Annotated in this window: 14 protein-coding genes; 4 read left to right on the top strand and 10 right to left on the bottom strand. The window is 58.8% G+C overall.

What is annotated here, in order from left to right:
- From QWJ10_RS22185 to QWJ10_RS22175, 3 genes are all read right to left on the bottom strand, one after another.
- On the bottom strand, nucleotides 1-3,695 hold a 3,695-nt coding region (locus tag QWJ10_RS22185; RefSeq protein WP_289929685.1), incomplete at its 3' end, for a PAS domain S-box protein.
- Between the two features lie 118 nt (nucleotides 3,696-3,813).
- Entirely contained in the window at nucleotides 3,814-5,595 is a 1,782-nt protein-coding gene (locus QWJ10_RS22180; RefSeq protein ID WP_122040970.1) for a GspE/PulE family protein, read from the bottom strand.
- A gap of 276 nt (nucleotides 5,596-5,871) precedes the next feature.
- The gene (locus QWJ10_RS22175) at nucleotides 5,872-7,224 is read right to left on the bottom strand and encodes an inorganic triphosphatase (protein ID WP_289929684.1); all 1,353 of its coding nucleotides are present in this window, start codon (nucleotides 7,222-7,224) and stop codon (nucleotides 5,872-5,874) included.
- A gap of 243 nt (nucleotides 7,225-7,467) precedes the next feature.
- On the opposite strand from QWJ10_RS22175, the gene argE reads away from it, so the two are divergent.
- On the top strand, nucleotides 7,468-8,628 hold the full coding sequence (gene argE / locus QWJ10_RS22170) for an acetylornithine deacetylase (protein ID WP_074821597.1): 1,161 nt from the start codon (nucleotides 7,468-7,470) through the stop codon (nucleotides 8,626-8,628).
- Between the two features lie 75 nt (nucleotides 8,629-8,703).
- Nucleotides 8,704-10,005, top strand: coding sequence for an amino-acid N-acetyltransferase (gene argA / locus QWJ10_RS22165; RefSeq protein ID WP_122040968.1), 1,302 nt, complete (start codon nucleotides 8,704-8,706; stop codon nucleotides 10,003-10,005).
- A gap of 37 nt (nucleotides 10,006-10,042) precedes the next feature.
- On the opposite strand, the gene gshA is transcribed toward argA, so the two are convergent.
- The 3 genes from gshA to QWJ10_RS22150 form a co-directional block, all read right to left on the bottom strand.
- Nucleotides 10,043-11,626 carry a glutamate--cysteine ligase gene (gene gshA, locus QWJ10_RS22160; protein WP_289929683.1) on the bottom strand — a complete coding sequence of 528 codons (1,584 nt, stop codon included), beginning with the start codon at nucleotides 11,624-11,626 and terminating at the stop codon, nucleotides 10,043-10,045.
- A gap of 182 nt (nucleotides 11,627-11,808) precedes the next feature.
- Entirely contained in the window at nucleotides 11,809-12,192 is a 384-nt protein-coding gene (locus QWJ10_RS22155; RefSeq protein WP_122040966.1) for a PaaI family thioesterase, read from the bottom strand.
- Between the two features lie 2 nt (nucleotides 12,193-12,194).
- Nucleotides 12,195-14,522 (bottom strand): Tex family protein, encoded by a 2,328-nt coding sequence (locus QWJ10_RS22150; protein ID WP_289929682.1) that lies wholly within the window; start codon nucleotides 14,520-14,522, stop codon nucleotides 12,195-12,197.
- A 227-nt stretch (nucleotides 14,523-14,749) separates the two neighbouring features.
- Here QWJ10_RS22150 and ompR point away from each other — a divergent pair, with 227 nt between their 5' ends.
- Nucleotides 14,750-15,481: a two-component system response regulator OmpR gene (ompR, locus tag QWJ10_RS22145; protein WP_010796726.1), complete on the top strand. Its 732-nt coding sequence runs from the start codon at nucleotides 14,750-14,752 to the stop codon at nucleotides 15,479-15,481.
- A 23-nt stretch (nucleotides 15,482-15,504) separates the two neighbouring features.
- Here ompR and QWJ10_RS22140 read toward each other — a convergent pair whose 3' ends face one another.
- Nucleotides 15,505-16,377 (bottom strand): undecaprenyl-diphosphate phosphatase, encoded by an 873-nt coding sequence (locus tag QWJ10_RS22140; protein WP_289929681.1) that lies wholly within the window; start codon nucleotides 16,375-16,377, stop codon nucleotides 15,505-15,507.
- 192 nt (nucleotides 16,378-16,569) lie between these two features.
- On the opposite strand from QWJ10_RS22140, the gene QWJ10_RS22135 reads away from it, so the two are divergent.
- Nucleotides 16,570-17,883, top strand: coding sequence for an ATP-binding protein (locus tag QWJ10_RS22135; protein ID WP_074821627.1), 1,314 nt, complete (start codon nucleotides 16,570-16,572; stop codon nucleotides 17,881-17,883).
- Between the two features lie 7 nt (nucleotides 17,884-17,890).
- Here the strand turns inward: QWJ10_RS22135 and QWJ10_RS22130 are convergent, their stop codons facing one another.
- From QWJ10_RS22130 to QWJ10_RS22120, 3 genes are read right to left on the bottom strand one after another with little or no spacing between them, the layout of a single operon-like run.
- On the bottom strand, nucleotides 17,891-18,805 hold the full coding sequence (locus QWJ10_RS22130) for an LD-carboxypeptidase (RefSeq protein WP_289929680.1): 915 nt from the start codon (nucleotides 18,803-18,805) through the stop codon (nucleotides 17,891-17,893).
- A gap of 3 nt (nucleotides 18,806-18,808) precedes the next feature.
- Nucleotides 18,809-19,714, bottom strand: a complete 906-nt coding sequence (rimK, locus tag QWJ10_RS22125) for a 30S ribosomal protein S6--L-glutamate ligase (protein ID WP_010796730.1) — start codon at nucleotides 19,712-19,714, stop codon at nucleotides 18,809-18,811.
- Nucleotides 19,711-20,160 (bottom strand): ATP-dependent zinc protease, encoded by a 450-nt coding sequence (locus tag QWJ10_RS22120; protein WP_256205724.1) that lies wholly within the window; start codon nucleotides 20,158-20,160, stop codon nucleotides 19,711-19,713. The genes rimK and QWJ10_RS22120 overlap by 4 nt, the downstream gene beginning before the upstream one ends.
- Nucleotides 20,161-20,173: the final 13 nt, after the last annotated feature.

The following is a 20,173-nucleotide window of genomic DNA, read 5'->3' as shown; positions in this document are numbered from 1 at the left end:
CGACCACTGATGACACGCATGCGGATAAGATCGAGCGCTCCGACGATTCCGGTCAGCATATTATTGAAATCGTGTGCGATCCCACCGGTAAGCTGGCCGATGGCTTCCATCTTCTGAGACTGGCGCACGGCCTCTTCCGCACGTTCACGCTCATAGATTTCCGTAATGAGTCGTGTATGGCTTTCGCCCAGTTCTTGCGTACGCTCGGCAATCTTGGCTTCCAGGGCATCGGTTGCTAGACGTGCCTCGGTAATGTCGACATTACAGCCGATGTAACCCAGGAACCCGCCTTTGTCGTCGAAGCGGGGGACAGCCTCGCAGCGCAGCCAGCGAACCTCACCTTGGATGTCTCGCATCCGTATTTCGCTGCGGTAGAGTTGACGCGCTTCGAAAGCTTGCTGGTACTCGGCAACGCAGTGTTCGCGGTCTTCCTCGAAAATCATGCGTGTCCATCCACCGTCCCGGGCACTTTCATAAGAAAGGCCATACTCGCGTTCGTAGCGGCTGTTGACGAAGAGGGTGTTACCTTCGGCATCTACGGCCCAGATCAGGGCCGGTGCGTTGTCCGCCATCAGCCGGAAGCGCGCCTCGCTCTGCCGGAGCGCCTGTTCAGAGTGGGCCCGCTCGATAGCTGCCCAGACGCGATCGGCGATATCGCGCAAAAAGCTGACTTCCTCATTGGACCAGAAGCGTACCTGGTTATCGCAGATGAACAGATAGGCTGCAAAGCGGCCATGCTCGATCAAAGGGACGATGACAAAGGCCCTAACATCGTTAGGCTCATACAGGGCTTGATAGTCCCGGGTGCGCGGATCCTGCTCAACATCCTGAACCACAACAGCCTCGCCCCGCTGCAGTTCGTCAAGGTAGGTGCCGTAGTCACTAATATGGAACGTACCGGTCAGGCTAGTTGTACTATGGCTCCAGTCATGGGTAACAACGGCTGTTTCACCGTCAGGCTCGACTTGGGCATAACCAACCCGTGAAACATTCAGGATGTGCGCGAGGGTGTGGGAGACAATACCGCCGATATCGTCGGTGTCGCTTGCCTCACGCAGGGCATCACCCAGCTCGATCAGCGCAGTCTGTCGCTCGGCGGCAGCGGTGCGCTCCTGAATCTGGCGAGTGAGCTCGCGATTGATGGCGTTGAGCGCATCAGCATTCCGGCGCTCCTTGCTGATGTCTCGCGCAATGCCAATGATGCGGCGGGTGCCATCCGGGTCGGTCACACGGCGGCCTCTCACGCTTAGCCAGACCGGTTCGGTGCTGCTATGGGCGCGTACGCGAAATTCCAATTGTGCTTCGCTATCGCTATCGCCAGCGGTAGCCGTCCTGAACATAGCCTGGACGCTCTCGCTGTCCTCCGGGTGCAGAATGTTGATGAGTAGATCGGTCACGCTGCGGGAGGCGCTGGCTGGAATACCGGTCATCTCGGTGATTCGGTTGTCCCAGGTGATCACATCGCGGTCGATATCGTAATCCCAGACACCCAGCGCCGCGACATCGACGGCAAGGCTGATCCGTTGTTCAGCCAGCCGCAGGTCTTCTGCAGCACGGGTACGCTCGACGACTACACGGATGCGTTCAGCCACTTCGCGAACCAGCGCAATATCTTCGGCCGACCAGCTGTGCGGGGTGCTGGCATGGACATACAGCACGCCCTTGAGCTGGCCCTTGTCATGCTGGGGAACCAGCATCATGGCGCGAATGGCCCATTGTTCGAGATTTTCCCGCTGGGCATGAGTACGTGGATCGGTAGCCGTATCGTCTATCACGATAATCGCACCGCTAACCAAGTCGGCATTCAAATCCGCGCTGAAGTCACTGAGCGAAAAGCTGCCGATTTCTGGAGTAACACTATTATCGTTCCAGCTGCTCTCGGCATTAAGCGCGCCAAAGCGGTCGAGCAGCGCATAGCCGATACGCTGTACGCCCAGTACGTTGCCAAGACTTTGGCCCAAGGCGTCGGCCACGTCGGTAGGCGTCAGGGTGCCGTGCAGGCGGTCCCCCAGTTCAAGCAGGAAGCGCTGGCGGTCGTGGGTACGAATCCGCTCGCTGATATCCATGAACGTGCAGATGGCGCCCTGCAGCTCGCCGTCACGCCAGATGGGCTCGGAGCGGTATTCGACGGGGAAGCGGCTACCGTCCTGGCGGAAAAACCAATCCTGCTCGATATGGTGGGGCGTGCCGGTGTTGGCTGTTTGGAAAATCGGGCATTCGGTTTCTGGGAGCGGCGTCCCGTCTGCACGGCTGTGGTGGATGATGCCGTGCAGGGCTCGCCCGAGAACCTGGCTGCGGTCAGCAAAGCCCAACATGCGCAAGAACGCCTCATTGCACAGTGTGGTCCTGCCCTGCTGATCTACAGAGTAGAACCCTTCGCTGATCGAGTCGATCAAGAGGCGTGTGAAGGCTTCGCTTTCAAGGCGCGCCGCTTCTGCCCGCTTGCGGTCATCAATGTCCAGCGCCACACCCACCCAGCGCTCGATTTCGCCGGCTGCGTTGAACGCCGGGGTGACGCGCGCTTCAAACCAGCGATATTGGCCGTCTGCGGCACGGAAGGGCGCCTCGATCTTGGCGGCTGTACGGCGAAGGATGGTGTCACGCCAGGTGCTTTTGACGCGCTGGATATGATCTGGATGGACCGCTCGCATCCAGCTGTCTGGATTCATGTCGTCCGGGTCAAGGCCGGTATAGGTGTACCAATAGCGGTTGGTGTATTCCATGAAACCGTGGCGGTCACCAAACCAGACGATCTGTGGGCTGACATCCATTAAAGCCCGGTAGCGGGCTTCGTTTTGCTCCGCTGTCCGCTGTTGCAGGCGTTCAGCTGTAAGGTCCTGCAGGGTCAGGAGGAATCCGTTGGTCTCGTCCTGCTCGGTCTGCAAGGCGTGGAGACTGTAGCTGGCCTGCAGGATGTGCTTGTCCTTGCGCAGGTAAAGCCCTTCGCCCTGATGATGCCCTTGCTGCCGAGCGTAGGTCAGCAAAGTCTGGGGAAGCTGGCGGGCTTGGTCTTCGGCCGTGAAGAGCAGTTCCAGCGACTGTCCGCTCAATTCATGCTCATCCCAACCCAAGGCCGATTCGGCGCCAGGGTTGCAGGCCAGTATGCGCCCCTGGTTATCTAGAATCAGCAGTGCCTGACCCGGCTGGTTATGCATCAGCTGACGGTTCATCGACTCGCTGCGTTCGTACGCAGCCTTCACCAGGCGCAGATCCAGGAGCTGCATGACCTGCCGGCCAAGTGCCTCAAGGGATTGCGTTTGGGCTGCAGTCAGAACGCGAGGCTGCCAGTCCAGCACACACAGCGTTCCAAGAGGTATGCCGACAGATGACACCAGCGGGACGCCAGCATAGAAGCGCAGGCCGTCTGCGGTCTTGACGAGCGGATTGCTGGCGAAGCGATCATCCCCACGTAGATCAGGAATCACCACCGGGCCTGGGTGTTCGATGGTTTTGGCGCATATGGAGAGATGCAAAGGCATTTCCCGCACGCCAAAGCCTTTTTCAGCCAGAAACCATTCCCGATTCTCGGCAATCAGGTTGATGACAGCGATGGGCGCATGGCAGATCTGCGAGGCCAACTGGACGATATCGTCAAAGGCGGGCTCGGAGGGGGCGTCGAGGATATCGTAACGGTCAAGCTCCGCGAGTCGCTCGCGTTCGCTCCAGCCTGTTGGCAGTACGGGGGCATTACTCAACACAGGCTCCGCATGATTCATCATCGTCCATAAAACCCATATACAACATCAGGGAATTTCCATTCTGCGTCACTTCATTATGCAGTGATACCCTTTTTTGGCGAAGTTCATAGATCATTCATCGCTCGCTTTGTGGTGTAACGCGGAGGACTTCTTCCATAGTAGTCAAACCTGCCGCAATTTTTTGCGCACCGGAAAGACGAAGGCTTCGCATGCCCTCTTTGAAGGCCTGTCGACGCAGCGCCGTGATATCGGTATCCGGTGAAATCAACTGTCGGGTCGCATCCGAAAGCACCATGATTTCGTACACGCCAGCCCGGCCTCGATAGCCCGTATCACGGCATTCGGAACAGCCTACGGGCTGCATGGCTCCGGTGGGAAGCGGCGCGCTCCAGGGACGGGTAAGCTCCTGCCAGTCCTGCTCGTTGAGCTCGATCGGCGCCTTGCAGTGGGGGCAGAGTGTCCGCACCAGACGCTGCGCCATGACGCCCAGCACCGTTGCCCGAATCAGATAATAGGGCACACCCAGCTCGATCAGGCGGCTGATGGAGCTGGGCGCATCGTTGGTGTGCAGGGTGGAGAGCACCAGGTGGCCAGTGAGGGCTGCCTGGATGGCCATCTCTGCCGTCTCCAGGTCGCGGATCTCACCGATCATGATGATATCGGGGTCCTGACGCATCAGAGCACGCACACCGCTGGCGAAATTTACTTCAATGTTGTGCTGCACCTGCATCTGATTGAACGAGTCCTCGACCATTTCGATCGGGTCCTCGATGGTGCACACGTTGACTTCCGGCGTCGCCAGCTGCTTGAGCGTGGTGTACAGCGTCGTGGTCTTACCGGAACCGGTCGGGCCGGTTACCAGGATAATGCCGTTGGGCTGGCCGGTCATGGCGGACCAGCGGCGCAGGTCATCGGCCGAAAAGCCCAGCTGGTCAAAACTCTTGAGCAACACATCAGGGTCGAAGATACGCATCACCAGCTTTTCGCCAAAGGCGGTCGGCATGGTGGAAAGGCGTAGTTCCACTTCTTTGTCGCCGGGCATACGCGTCTTGACGCGACCGTCCTGCGGCTTGCGCTTCTCGGCCACATTCATGCGGCCCAGGTTCTTGATGCGGCTGATAACTGCCAGGGTTACCTGCGCTGGAAACTGGTAAACGCTATGGAGCACGCCGTCGATACGAAAGCGAACGGTACCCTGGTCACGGCGCGGCTCTACGTGAATATCACTGGCGCGCTGTTGGAAGGCGTACTGGAATAGCCAATCCACGATGTTAACGATGTGGGCATCGTTGGCGTCCGGCTCCTGATCACTGGCGCCCAGGTTGACCAGCTGTTCAAAGTTGCCGACGTTAATGCCGCGCTGCTCGACTGCCGAGGCGCCGCTGACCGATTTGGCCAGGCGGAAGAATTCCTGTGTGTAGCGTTGAATGTCGACAGGGTTGGCCACCACACGCTTGATGGGTCGCTTGAGCACATGGGTGAGGTTGCTTTCCCAGCTGCTGACAAACGGCTGGGCGCTGGCAATGGTCACCTCATCGGGAGCAACGGCCACCGCCAGGATCTTGTTGCGCTGGGCAAAGGCATAGGACATCAGTGGCGTGATCGAGGCTACGTCAATCTTCAACGGGTCGATCCGGAAGTAAGGCTGGCCGGAAAACTCTGCCAACCACTGAGTCAGGGTTTCCAGGTCCAATTTCTTCCCGGGACGCTTCAAATCTTCTACGTTCTGGGCGGCCAGAAATTCGAGCGGGTGCTGCTGGGGATTATTAGCGCCGCGGCGAATGGTCAGACATTGCTCGGCGGCCTGCTGGTCGACCCGACCTTGTGTAACCAGTTCACGCAGGACGTCGGAGAGCTCCAGCCAACGGTCCTGAGCGGGGGATGCGATAGCGGACATGCAGGTCTCCTCGTCTGTAATGTACTGCTTTAACCTTCGATCGGAGCGCCTGGCCGTACGGATAACGGCAGACAGCAATTTCGTTTGATCGTCAGGCATGCGCTCGGCCGCTTATACACAGCTGAGCCTTTAGCCTATAGGAAGTTCGGTGCGTCCGACGATACGTCAATGAACGCTAGAGAGGCGCCCAGAGGATGGCTGATCATTATATGAACAGCGCCGTCGCGGTGAAATCATGGCGCACCGCCATCAAGGCCGGTGCGCCATGCTGTCTGATTAGCGGGGCAGGGCTTTCCAGGCTGGCAGTGAAATAAGCGTTCTTGCCTGATTGGCTACTGCGTCGTGTTGCTCATGGGCGATCAGCGCTGGCAGCTTGGCAAGCTCGCCATAGAGACGATCCGTTTCGGGCAGGTCAAGCACCGGACGGGCGAGGCGTAGCCAGACCAGCATACGCTCGACGCGTGGCAACTGCTCTGCTACCAGCTCGGGCTGGTTCATGCCGCGCTGAAGAGGAATGGCATCAGCCTCTTCGCTCAAGGTTCGGGGCAACCACTTGCCTAGCGACAGCTGGCCTAGCTTGTTGCCTCGGTCATTACGGGCTTCTGTCCAGCGACGATCATGCAGCCAGCGGGCCGCCACCAACGAGAAGTGGCCCCAGCGTGGCTTTGCCAGCTCGTTAGCAAAGCGCTCTGGTGCCTGCTGACGTGCTTCTTCATCTTCTTGGCCAATGGTTGCAAACGTTTTCCAATCCGCCAGCAGCGCGTCCAGTGCCTGGCGCAGCTCACGGCTGGACGCACGGGGAACTGCCTGGCCCAGACTGCTCAGCAGCGCCCGCAGGTCGACGAGTTGATGTACCCACTCTACAAGCAGACGCCAGTGGCCATTCCAGCGATATTGTTCTGCCAGACGCTGGCTGCTGCCGAGCAGGTGCCAGGCAATGGCCGCGAATGCGTCATCCACGGTGCTTTCCGCCGTCAGGGTAGGGGGCGTCAGATGCAGGGTGTAGCTGGCTGTATCGTGCAGGCGATAGCCGCGTTCGGCCTTGCTGATGTCGCAAGGCATTAGCGGCAGGTCAGCCGCCAGCTGTTCAGCCAGCTCAAGAAGGTCGGCCGGCTCGCCCTCGCGCAGCTCAAGCTCCAGCTCGCAGATGGCTTCCTGATGCTCGCCAGCCAGGACCGCACCCTGGTCCAGCGCTGCCTCGACTACAGCACGGCTCTTGCCGCGTTCCCATGCGATATCGGCATAGTCGCGAGTGAAATCGGTTGTGAAGATCGGCTTGAGCTGATGCTTGTCCAGATTAGCCAGAGCCGCTGGCCAGCATTCAGGGCCCAGCAGGCTGGTGTCCAGGTCTGGACCGCTCAGGTTCCACTCCCACTCGTTGCGCTCGGACAGGCCTGCCATGCTCTGGCCGCGGCTCTTGAGGGTTTGAATGTATTGGTCACCATCGCGACGGACCCGCAGCGCCACTCGGGCATGGGCCAGCTCACGGGTGTCGGTGTCGTAGTATTGGTTGTACAGCTCGCGGCGCTTCCAGCCTTCCTTGTTGCGTTTTTTCAGCACAGGGTGCTCACGCAGGGCAGCGAGGGTTTCGGGAGTCGCGCGTAATTTGATTTCGGTTTCTTTGGCCATGGCAAAAAGGTCTGGTGCCTGAAAGATCTGTGAAGTGAAGCGTTCGACCGGCGCCTTGGCGCAGCGGTATAGCTAGGCCGGCAAGGCTCGCTGGGCTATGAGTCGACTGATTGGGTATCAGTGTATCTAACCCTGCGGCCCATGACAGGAGATTCGCATGGCGCTGGCGTCATCTTTTCGAGGAGCGGCGTTGACCCAGTCACTCAGCACTCTAAGATGGGAGCTAGCCGAAGGAGTACGCCCATGCCCATCCCCGCGCTCAAACAGCAATTCAAGGCCCTGTTGGCCGAATCGTCCGTCAGTTGCACGCAACCACAGCTGGACCAGTCCAACGCGGGCGTCATTACGCAGTTGTCGAGCTGGTTGGGGGATCTGGGCTTTCGCTGTGAGACCCAGGAGATTCTGCCCGGCAAATACAACCTGATCGCGACCTATGGCAGCGGACCGGGTGGGCTGGTTCTATCCGGGCATACTGACACCGTGCCTTACGATGAGCCGCTCTGGGCCAGCGACCCGCTAACACTACGCGAGGCGGATGATCGCTGGTATGGGTTGGGTAGCTGCGACATGAAGGGCTTTTTCGCCTTGGTGATCGAGGCGGTTCGTACGCTGATCGACCAGCCGTTCCGTCATCCCCTAATCATCCTGGCGACCTGTGATGAAGAATGCTCCATGGACGGTGCCCGGGCAATCGCCGAGGCAGGCAGGCCATTGGGGCGTGCCGCGGTGATCGGCGAGCCGACCAGTCTCAGGCCCATCCGCATGCACAAAGGCATCATGATGGAGCGTATCGATATCCTGGGGCAGAGCGGCCATTCGTCTGACCCGAGCCTTGGGCGAAGCGCCATGGAGGCCATGCATGCCGTCATGGGCGAACTCATGGCACTGCGGCAGCAATGGCAGCATGAGCACCACAACCCTTTTTTCAACGTGCCGCAGCCGACCCTGAATCTGGGCTGTATCCACGGCGGCGACAACCCCAACCGGATCTGCGGGCAGTGTGCGTTGGAGTTTGACCTGCGTCCCCTGCCGGGCATGCAGGCGGACGAGCTGCGCAATCTGATCAAGGGGCGGCTGAGACCGATTGCAGAGCGCCATGCCGTCAAGATCGACTACCAACCCTTGTTTCCGGCGGTTCCACCCTTCGAGCAGTCAGCCACCAGCGAACTGGTCCGCATCGCCGAACAACTCACCGGCTGTGAGGCCCAGGCGGTAGCCTTTGGCACCGAAGCGCCGTATCTTCAGCAGTTGGGGATCGAGACGTTGGTCATGGGGCCTGGGAATATTGCCTGCGCCCATCAGCCAGACGAACATCTGGAGCTTTCCCAGATCGAACCAACCGTAAAGGTGCTTCGTCAATTGATTCACCATTACTGCATAACGCTACCAATAGCCAAGGAGTGACCGTGTTGCTGCGACGACGATGAACGAGCTCTCACCGTTCACCTTTTACTTTTGCTGCACAAGGTTTTCTCTTTAATGCACGATTACGTTAATTGGCTTCGCCACGCGTCTCCCTACATTAATGCTCACCGTGACCGGACCTTTGTGGTCATGCTGCCTGGCGACGGGCTGGAGCATCCAAATTTCGGCAATATCATCCATGACCTCGTGCTGCTGCACAGCCTGGGTGTGCGCCTGGTACTGGTGCATGGCTCGCGCCCACAGATCGAGACGCGACTGGCTGCGCGCGGTATTGCTCCACGTTTTCACCGTGACCTGCGCATCACCGATGCTGCGACGCTGGAGTGCGTGATCGATGCCGTAGGCAGTCTGCGCCTGTCCATCGAGGCCCGTCTGTCCATGGACATGGCTGCCTCCCCCATGCAGGGCGCGCGATTGCGGGTAGCCAGTGGCAACCTCGTCACCGCGCGACCCTACGGTATCCATGACGGTGTCGATTTTCACCATACCGGTGAGGTCCGCCGCATCGACCGCAAGGGCATCAGTCGTCTTCTGGATGAGCGCACTATTGTGCTGCTGTCACCGCTGGGGTATTCGCCCACCGGGGAGATTTTCAATATTGCCTGTGAAGACGTCGCGACCCGTGCCGCTGTCGATCTGGCCGCCGACAAGCTGGTGCTCTACGGCGCCGAGCAAGGTCTGCTGGATGCCGAAGGCAACCTGATCCGTGAGCTACGTCCTCAACAAGTGCCGCCGCATCTGGAGCGGCTTGGCAGTGGCAACTACCAGGCGGAGCTGCTGGATGCGGCCGCTCAGGCCTGCCGGGGTGGGGTGCGCCGCACGCATATCGTGAGCTACGCCGAGGATGGCGCGCTGCTCAACGAACTCTTTACCCGCAGCGGTAGCGGCACGCTGGTGGCGCAGGAGCAGTTCGAGTCCATTCGCGAGGCGGATATTGGCGATGTGGGCGGTCTGATCGAACTGATCCGTCCGCTGGAAGAACAGGGGATTTTGGTACGCCGCTCGCGGGAAGTGCTGGAGCGTGAGATCGACAAGTTCAGTATCGTCGAGCGGGAAGGGCTCATTATCGCCTGTGCCGCGCTGTATCCGATCGCTGATTCAAACGCAGGCGAGCTGGCCTGTCTGGCGGTCAATCCCGACTATCGACATGGTGGGCGGGGGGACGAGTTGCTGGAACGCATCGAGCAGAGGGCCCGCGCTCAAGGCATCAAGACCCTGTTCGTCCTGACGACCCGCACGGCTCACTGGTTTCGCGAGCGAGGCTTTGAGCCCAGCAGCGTCGATCGACTGCCCAGTGCTCGTGCATCGTTGTACAACTATCAGCGCAACTCAAAGATCTTTGAAAAAGCGCTATAGGTGATTCTGGCCGGACAGCCCGGCCAGAGCCCGAACGCTACACGCTCAGCGTGCCGAGGATGCTGGCTTGGTAGGCCGCCGCAAAAGTATCGAAATCGCCTTGGTCGGCAGTCTCCAGTTCTTCTTGGTCCTTCAATGACTGTTCTGCCATCTGCTCGAAAAGGGCCTGCTGTTCGGGGCTTAGCTCCGCCTGGCGGAAATAGTCAGCATGGACCTTGCTCTGTCGCAGAGAGAATCCGGCAAAGCTTTCGCCATGCTCGCGCATTTCAGCCAGGACTTGAGCCGAAGGCGTCAGGGCCGGGTTGATAAACTTGTGGCGCTGCTCTTCGACTGATACATGGTAGGCGCTGCCACCGTAGGCGGTATCCAGCAGTTTGGCACAGCGATCAATGCAGCCCAGCAGCCGCTCGGCCCAGTCCAACATCGAAATCGGGGCGCCCTGGCGTTGTAGGAACAGGCCTGGCTTGCGGCCTTCCTTCACAACCTTGGTAAAGTTCTGCGTACATTCGCCACACTCGCCGTTCAGCGGCGGGCTTTCCTCAAGGGCGCAGAACAGTAGGAACGCATCCAGGAAGCGTGACTCCACCACGTCGATGCCCAGTGGCAGGAACGGGTTGATATCCAGGCACCGGACTTCGATGTACTGCACGCCCCGGGCAATCAGTGCCTGGACGGGACGCTCGCCCGTACGGGTAACCCGCTTGGGCCGGATGTTCGAGTAATACTCGTTTTCAATCTGCAGGATGTTGGTGTTGAGTTGCACCCACTCACCATCGCGGTGAGTGCCGATTTCAGCGTAAGGCGGGTAGGGCGTCGCCACTGCCTTGCGCAGGCTTTCCGTGTAGCTCTGCAAGTCGTTGTAACACGGCGTCAGGCTGGCTTGCGCCTCGCTCTGATAGCCCAGGTCGCTCATGCGCAGACTGGTCGCGTACGGCAGGTACAGCGTGTCGGCATCAAAGGTTTCCAGCTGATGCGGGCGGCCACGCATGAATCCGACATCCAGCGCAGGAGAGGCACCGAACAGGTACATCAGCATCCAGCTGTAACGGCGGAAGTTACGGATCAGTGCAATATAGCGGGAGGACTGGTAGTCACGATCGCTACGGGTATCGCCCTCAGCCTGGCGTAACAAGGGCCAGAGCGTTTCCGGCAGCGAAAAGTTGTAATGGATACCGGCGATGCACTGCATGGTCCGACCGTAGCGCACGGCCAGCCCGCGGCGGTAGACATGCTTGAGCTTGCCGATATGGGAATCGCCATAATAGGCAATCGGAATCTGCTCTTCCTCCGGCAGCGGACACGGCATCGACGGGCTCCACAGGAGCTCACCGTCAAGCTGTCGCGTAGCGAAGCGGTGAATGATGTCGAGCTGCTCAAGCACCTTGGCAGGGTCATGCGCCGTGGGAGTAATGAATTCAAGCAGGGCCTCGGAATAGTCCGTCGTGATCTGAGGGTGAGTCAGAGCCGAGCCCAGGGCTGCCGGATGAGGTGTCTGAGCCAATTGGCCGTGCTCGTCCACACGCAGGGTTTCACGTTCGATGCCGTGCTGACACTCAGTCAACAGCGACAGATGGGCAGAATCGCCGAGCAGGGCCAGGCGGCGGGTCAAGATATCGCTCAAGATGTTTTCCTTCACTCGACAGTGGCCCCACTATGGGGATGAGTGAGCCGGTGTACAAGTCTGTCGAATAGACTTCAATAGGCCTACCGCGGTTGCATCCGAAAGTGGACGAAGTGCACCGCGGGTACGATCGCCGTTGTGGCAGGGTAAAAGCCCGGCGCAGAACACGCCGGGCGAACGCATTACAAGCAGGCGAACGTTGCCTGGGCCTTGGCCACCAACTTATCGTTCTGATGCACTTCCGCTTCGATGACGTGCGTTTTGCGCCCGGGATGGATCACCTTGGCGCGGCAGACGATTTCACCGTCGCTGACGCCCCGAATGTAGTTGACCTTGCACTCCAGGGTCACGCTGCCTGGCTTGCCCTCGAACAGGCTGTGACTGGCCTGTCCAAGCGCTGTATCGATCAGCGAGAACAACGCGCCACCATGCATCTTGCCGTGCAGGTTGAGCAGCTTGTCCTGCATGTTCATCCGGACTTCGGATTCTCCCTGCTCGGCTTTGAGGATACGCATCCCCAGCAGCTGGCTGAATGCACTGTCATTACCTGCCACGGACTGGCTCATGGTTACTTCCTCAATTGTTTGGCGTTGGCAAACAGTGCTGCCATGGCACCACTGGCAGCAGGCTTGCTTTCGTTACGGGGTGCATTACGGTCACGCGATGGGCTGTTACCAGGCTTGCCGCTGCGAGGTTGCCCGCCACGTTGGCCTTCGACCTTTTCACCAGGCGTATCGCTCATGCGCATGGACAGACCCACACGGTTACGGGGAATGTCCACTTCCATGACCTTGACCTTCACGATATCGCCTGCCTTGACCACTTCGTAGGGATCTTTGACAAACTTCTCGGACAGGGCGCTGATGTGTACCAGGCCGTCCTGGTGTACACCGATATCGACAAACGCACCAAAGTTGGTCACGTTGGTCACGACACCTTCGAGAACCATGCCGGGCTTGAGATCCTTGAGGGATTCAACGCCTTCCTGGAACTCTGCTGTCTTGAACTCGGGGCGCGGGTCTCGCCCTGGCTTGTCCAGCTCGCTCAGAATATCCGTCACGGTCGGCAGGCCAAAGGTTTCATCGGTAAATTTCTTCGGATCCAGGCGCTTCAGGAAGCTGGAGTCTCCGATCAGGGAGCGAATGTCTCGGCCGGTATCAGCGGCGATGCGCTCGACGACAGGGTAGGCTTCCGGGTGAACGCCGGAGGCATCCAGTGGATTGCTGCCGCTCATGACCCGCAGGAAGCCTGCAGCCTGCTCGAAGGTCTTGTCTCCCAGGCGACTCACTTTCTTCAGCTCGTTACGGGACTTGAAGGCGCCATTCAGGTCGCGGTAGGCCACGATATTCTGCGCCAGCGTTGCGTTCAGACCGGAGATACGGGCCAGCAGCGCCGCCGAAGCCGTGTTCACGTCTACGCCCACGGCGTTTACACAGTCTTCCACCACGGCATCCAGGCTACGAGCCAGCTTGAGTTGTGAGACGTCATGCTGGTACTGGCCCACGCCAATGGACTTGGGCTCGATCTTGACCAGCTCAGCCAGCGGATCCTGCAAGCGGCGAGCGATAGATACAGCGCCACGCAAAGAAACATCCAAATCCGGAAATTCCTTGGCGGCGAGCTCGGAAGCCGAGTACACCGAGGCGCCAGCTTCGCTGACCATGATCTTGGTCATCTTGAGGCCCGGGTATTTCTTGATCAGTTCTCCCGCCAGTTTATCGGTCTCGCGGCTAGCCGTGCCGTTGCCAATGGCAATCAGGTCGACGCCATGCTTGGCACACAGCTTCGCCAGCGTATCGATGGTCTGGTCCCACTGGTTTTTCGGGGCGTGCGGATACACGGTATCGGTGGCCAGCAGCTTGCCGGTTGAGTCGACCACGGCGACTTTCACGCCCGTCCGCAGTCCTGGGTCCAGACCCAGCGTGGCACGTGGGCCAGCAGGTGCTGCCAGTAACAGATCATGCAGGTTGCGTGCGAATACGCTGATGGCATCATCTTCAGCCTTTTCACGCAGCTCGCCCAGCAGATCGGTTTCCAGCGAGGTGTACAGCTTGACCTTCCAGGTCCAGCGCACGACTTCCGCCAGCCATTTGTCTGCTGCGCGATTCTGATTCTTCAGCTCGAAATGCTCGGCAATCATTACCTCGCAAGGGTGCATGGTCCCAGGTGCTTCATCGCCTACCTTGAGCGAGGCACTCAGGACGCCTTCGTTACGGCCGCGGAAGATCGCAAGGGCTCGGTGGGACGGTACATTCCTGAAAAGCTCGTCATGTTCGAAATAGTCACTGAACTTGGCGCCTTCCTGCTCCTTCCCGGTCACCAGACGAGCTGAAAGTGTCGACTCCTGCTTCAGGAATGCGCGCAGCTTTTCCAGGAGGTCGGCATCTTCGGCAAAACGCTCCATCAGAATGTATTTGGCACCCTCCAGGGCCGCTTTTACGTCGGCGACGCCTTTGTCCTCATTTACATAGACGGCGGCTTCGGTCTCGGGAGAAAGCGTTGGGTCATTGAGCAAGCCATCTGCCAGTGGGCCAAGGCCGGCTTCCAGGGCAATCTGGCCCTTGGTACGACGCTTCTGCTTATAGGGCAGATAAAGGTCTTCAAGACGGGTCTTGGTATCGGCCTGCTTGATCTCGCGGGCTAGCTCCGGCGTGAGTTTACCTTGCTCGTCGATGCTGGCCAGGATCGCCGTGCGACGCTCTTCCAGCTCGCGCAGGTAGCGCAGGCGCTCTTCCAGATGACGCAGGTGCGTATCGTCAAGGCTGCCGGTGACTTCTTTTCTATAACGGGCGATGAAAGGAACCGTCGATCCCTCATCGAGCAGCGCCACGGCTGCGGCGACCTGTTGTGGGCGGACGCCGAGCTCTTCGGCGATGCGGGAGTTGATACTGTCCATGAAACCACCTGAAAACCAGAGAAGCGGGCCTGACCGGCAGGCTTGAAGCGCTGCATTATACCCGTCGGGTATCAACGCGCTGCGGCAATTTGCCAAGGATAAGTATGTGCTTTCAACTTCTTATGCAGGCTAATCCCCCATTCTCAGGAAAAATCTGCTAACAATGGACTGTCCCTCTGCGGACGAGGCCTGCGCCATAATCCACTTCCCTATTTGAAGGAGTTGACATGAGCACCACCCCCGTTACGGAAGGTGAAAAGATTCTGGTCGTAGATGACGATGCTCGTCTGCGTCGCCTGCTCGAGCGTTTTCTGGCCGAGCAGGGCTACCGTGTGCGTACCGTGGAAAGCACCGAGCAGATGGACCGCCTGATGTCCCGTGAGCTTTTCCATCTGGTCGTGCTGGATCTGATGATGCCGGGCGAAGACGGTATGTCGGCCTGCGCCCGTCTGCGTGAGCAGAACAACCAGATCCCGATCATCATGCTGACGGCTAAGGGCGATGAGGGCAGTCGCATCCAGGGGCTTGAGCAGGGCGCCGATGACTATCTGGCCAAGCCTTTCAACCCTCGCGAACTTCTGGCTCGTATCAAGGCCGTTCTGCGCCGGCAAGCACCCCAGGTTCCGGGCGCACCGGGCAGCGAAGATGCCGTCGTGACCTTTGGTGATTATGAGCTTTCACTGGCAACCCGCGAACTCAAACGCGGCGATGAAGTGCATATGCTGACGACAGGTGAATTCGCGGTGCTCAAGGCGCTGGTCCAGCATGCACGCGAGCCGCTGACCCGCGACAAGCTGATGAATTTGGCGCGTGGGCGTGAGTGGGATGCATTGGAACGGTCGATCGACGTACAGATTTCTCGCCTGCGCCGTATGATTGAACCTGATCCCTCCAAGCCTCGCTATATCCAGACGGTCTGGGGTGTTGGCTACGTATTCGTGCCGGACGGCAACAAGTAACAGTCCGGCACACAGGGACGCCTTCAGGCGAACAAGCCGTTGTGAACACCTACCAACAGGAAGATGCCCAGCAGCGCTCGATAGACAATGAAGATCCAGGTCGAAAAGCGTTCCAGAAAGCGCATCAGACCCCAGATGGCTGCAAACGCCGAAAGGCTTGCCACCAGGATGCCTACCAGCAGAAGCGACCAGGCTTCTGCCGGGATGGACGCATGCCAGAGCACGACCAGTTCTTTCAAGCCAGCCAGGGCAATCGCGGGCAGGCCCAGCAGGAAAGAAAAGCGGGCTGCTTCTTCACGCTTTAAGTTGAGGAACATGGCCGCAGTCAATGTCGAGCCGGAGCGGGATACTCCTGGAATCAACGCGCCAATCTGTGCAATTCCAACAATCAGGGCGTCGCGCAGGCGTATTTCACTCATGTCGCGCTTGTGCTTGCAGGTCAGCTCGGCAATGGCCAGCAACGCCGCCATGCCCAGACAGGCATAGCCAATGACATTCAAGCCCCGTAAAGGCGAGTCGCAGGCATTGAGCACAGGGGAAAGCGCAAGCCCGACCACACAGATAGGGATTGTCGCCAGAATGATTGCCATGGCCAGGACAAAGGCGCGACTGTTGTAGTCCTTATGACGAATTGCATTGACGCTGCCGGTGGTAACGGAGCTGACGTCACGCCAGAAATAACTGATGACAGCTGCCAGAGCTGCCATCTGCATTGCAGCGGAAAAGGCGGAACCAGGATCTTGCCAGCCTAACAGGGCTGGAACGACACGCATGTGAGCAGTAGAGGAAATTGGCAGGAGCTCGGTGATACCCTGCACAACACCTAGGAAAATAACCTGGGCGTAACTAAGGGAAGCAAAGCCAATGTCCAAGCCGGTATGGCACATATCGGACACGAAACATCTCCAGTGTGGGAGGTCTTTGAAAAGAGTCGGGCAAATGTATCAAAGTGTTTCTTAGCGAAACGAGGCTGTGAGGCATTTAAAAAGCCGTTTTGTTCAGTCACTCAACAAAATCGATGCCTTTTCTATGAAGCAAGTCTTTATAGGGTGGCAATATGCTCGGAGCGTCAATGACGTGTGGTTACTATGAAAACGCCTGCCTGGTTCCCTCAAAGCTTCTTCGCACGCTCGCTCTGGCTGGTTCTGATTGCCGTACTGTTTTCCAAGGCGCTGACGCTGGTTTACCTGTTGCTCAACGAAGATGTATTGGTTGATCGCCAATACAGTCATGGTGCTGCACTGACGCTGCGGGCTTACTGGGCCGCTGATCCGGATGACCGTCCCGCTGTCGCCCAGGCATCCGGGCTGCACTATGAATCGCCGGAAACGGTGCCAGCGGGTGAGTATCATTGGCCTTACAGTGAAATTTTCGACCGCCAGATGCAGCAGGAGCTGGGGCCGGATACTCAAGTCAGGGTTCGTGTACAGCAGGGGCCTGCACTTTGGGTGCTGGCGCCATCGCTGGGGCCTGATTGGATCAAGATACCGCTGTACGCTCACCCCCTGCGAGGCCAGCGAATCTGGAGTGTGCTGGGTTGGTTCTTCGGGATTGGCCTGTTTTCTACTGCTGTGGCCTGGGTGTTTGTCGGCCAGCTGAACCGACCACTCAAACGGCTCGTCTATGCCGCCCGCGAGCTGGGTAAAGGGCATAGCGTACGCCTGCCGGAAAGTGATGCGCCAAGCGAGATCATGGAGGTCTATCATGCCTTCAATCAGATGGCTCACGATGTCGAGCAGGCTGGACGCGAGCGTGAGCTGATGCTGGCCGGCGTGTCCCACGACCTGCGCACGCCGCTTACCCGTCTACGCCTCTCAGTCGAATTGCTGCCTGAAATGGACGAGATGACGGAGGACATGGTCCGCGATATCGAGGATATGAACCTGATTCTCGATCAGTTCCTGGCATTTATACGTGATGGACGCGATGAGCCTTTAGAAGAAACGAACCTGAATGACCTGATTCAGGAAACCGTGGCGCCTTACAACCAGAATGAGGAGCGGGTCCGTCTCTCCCAAACCGATGTGCCGCCCGTGGCTTTGCGGCGTGTGTCGATCAAGCGGATGCTGACCAACCTCCTGGAAAATGCGTTCAAGCATGGAGGCGGCGCCGTGGAGGTCAGGGCTCACGTAGGTGGAGATTCGACAGCGCCCTATGTTGTGCTGAGCGTTCTGGACCAGGGACCGGGCATTGATCCCAGTGAGATAGAGGAAATCTTCAATCCCTTCATTCGCGGCAACCGGGCGCGTACCGGCTCTGGTACCGGGTTGGGGCTGGCCATCGTCAGGCGTATTGCCGCCCAGCATGGTGGCAGCGTAGAACTGCGTAATCGTGAGGGTGGCGGAGTCGAGGCGCGCGTCTTGTTGCCACTAGGTCTGCTGCTGCCTCGTACCGCCAGCTGATCTGACGCTACCAGTGGAGTCCGTCATGATCGAGGCGGGCTTCCTGACCATATGGCCAGGCCTGGTTATCCGGGCCGTGTCCACTAGGCAGACCCGAGAACAACGGAACACCATGGGGCTCTAGCCATTCAGCAATAATCTCTTCAAGGCTGTGTATCACACCCTTGCGCGGGCAATCCGTAAAGGTGCCCAGGCATACGGCGCCAAGCCTGGCGCTATCGATACTGTTCAATAGCTGCCACAGGCTACGCTCGATGCGATAGTACGGCTCACCTACATCCTCCAGGATCAGAATGGCGCCGTCAGGCGCATACAGTCCATAGCCGGTGCCCTCGGTACTAGCCAGTGCCGTCAGGTTGCCGCCAATCAGCGGTCCTTGTATGGACTTGAGCGAGTGATTGACCGGTTGGGCTGGCAGATACCCTCCGGCCGTTCTCAGCAGCCGATCGAGGCTGCGAAACGAGTCCTCATGACGCAGCTGTTCTTCACCGTCATATCGTTTGGCCAATGCCGTAGCCACTGGACCATGTACTGCAGGCAGACTTTGCCGATGAAAGGCACTGAGCATGATCGAGATATCGGAGAAACCAATCAGCGGTTTAGGGCCAGCCCGCCTGATGCGCTCCCAATCTAGATGCGGTAAAAGCTGAGCACACCCATAACCGCCCCGCAAGCACCAGACAGCACTAACCTCTGGATTATCAAAAGCCGCATAAACATCGGCCAGACGCTGATCCACTGTACCCGCAAGATAACGATGACGTGCCTGTACGTGCTCGCCTGCAACATACGGAACCTCCATCTCACGCAACCGTGCGTAGGTGGTTTCCAGCGCATCGTTGGCAATTGCTGCCGCTGGCGCGATCAGCGCTACCTTGCCCCCAAAACTGGAGGCATCAAGAAAAGACGTGCTGCCTGTCATTCCTTAGCCTTTGCCTTTGGTACGTGTCAGGTTGGGGCCACTGTTCTTTTCCAGATACTGGATGATCATGCCCGCAATGTCCTGGTTGGTCGTTTGCTCGATGCCTTCCAGGCCCGGTGAAGAGTTCACCTCCATGACCAGCGGACCATGATTGGAGCGAAGAATATCGACACCGGCCACATTCAGCCCCAGCACCTTGGCGGCTCTAATGGCGGCCATACGCTCTTCAGGCGTAATTTTCACCAAGCTTGCCGTGCCGCCGCGATGCAGGTTGGAGCGAAACTCACCGGGCTTGGCCTGGCGCTTCATGGCGGCAATCACCTTGTCACCCACCACGAAGCAGCGAATATCCGCACCGCCTGCCTCGCGAATATACTCCTGTACCATGATGTTCTGCTTGAGCCCCATGAAGGCTTCCAGTACCGACTCGGCAGCCTTTTCGGTTTCACACAGCACCACGCCGATTCCCTGAGTACCCTCCAGCAGCTTGATGACCAGCGGAGCACCGCCAACCATGCGGATAAGGTCCGGTACATCATCTGGAGAGTGCGCAAAGCCTGTCACCGGCAGGCCAACACCCTTGCGTGACATCAACTGCAGGGAGCGCAGCTTGTCTCGGGCTCGGCTGATGGCGACGGACTCATTAAGCGGGAAGACGCCCATCATTTCGAACTGCCGCAGCACTGCGCAGCCATAAAACGTTACCGATGCCCCAATTCGCGGAATCACGGCATCGAAGTCTTCGAGCGGCTTGCCTCTATAGTGAATCTGCGGTTTGTGGCTTGCGATATTCATATACGCGCGCAACGTATCGATCACGACCATCTGATGACCACGTTGCTCCCCGGCTTCCACCAGGCGACGAGTGGAATACAGGCGAGGATTACGCGACAGCACAGCGATTTTCATGCAGCACCCGGAGCGGGAGAGAGGGATAGGATGGGTTTGTCTTGCGCATAGCTGACGGCCGGATTCACGATCAGGCCACCCTCGACCAAGGCTTTCGAGCCTAGAAGCATGCGGTAACGCATGCTCTTGCGGCAGGCCAGGGTAAATTCCACTGGCCAGGATCGATTACCCAGGGCGAGATTGGTTCGAATCACATAGCGGTTCTGAGCATGGCCATTGGAGCTTCGTATGGTCTTCTTGGCTACCAACGGGGCTTCGCAATGCCGGTGCCGGGACTGCACCAGTGTGCCCAGATGGACCGTAAAACGCACCCAGCGTTCACCGTTACGCTCAAAAGGAACAACTTCCGTTGCATGCAGGGCTGAAGTGCTCGCACCTGTGTCGATCTTGGCCCTCAGGCCGATTACGCCCAGGTCCGGCAGGGCGACCCATTCACGTAGGCCGATAATAGCCAGCTCG

Source organism: Pseudomonas sp. WAC2 (genome assembly GCF_030403525.1).
GTDB classification, from domain to species: domain Bacteria; phylum Pseudomonadota; class Gammaproteobacteria; order Pseudomonadales; family Pseudomonadaceae; genus Chryseomonas; species Chryseomonas luteola.
This window is presented reverse-complemented; position numbering and strand designations above follow the sequence as displayed.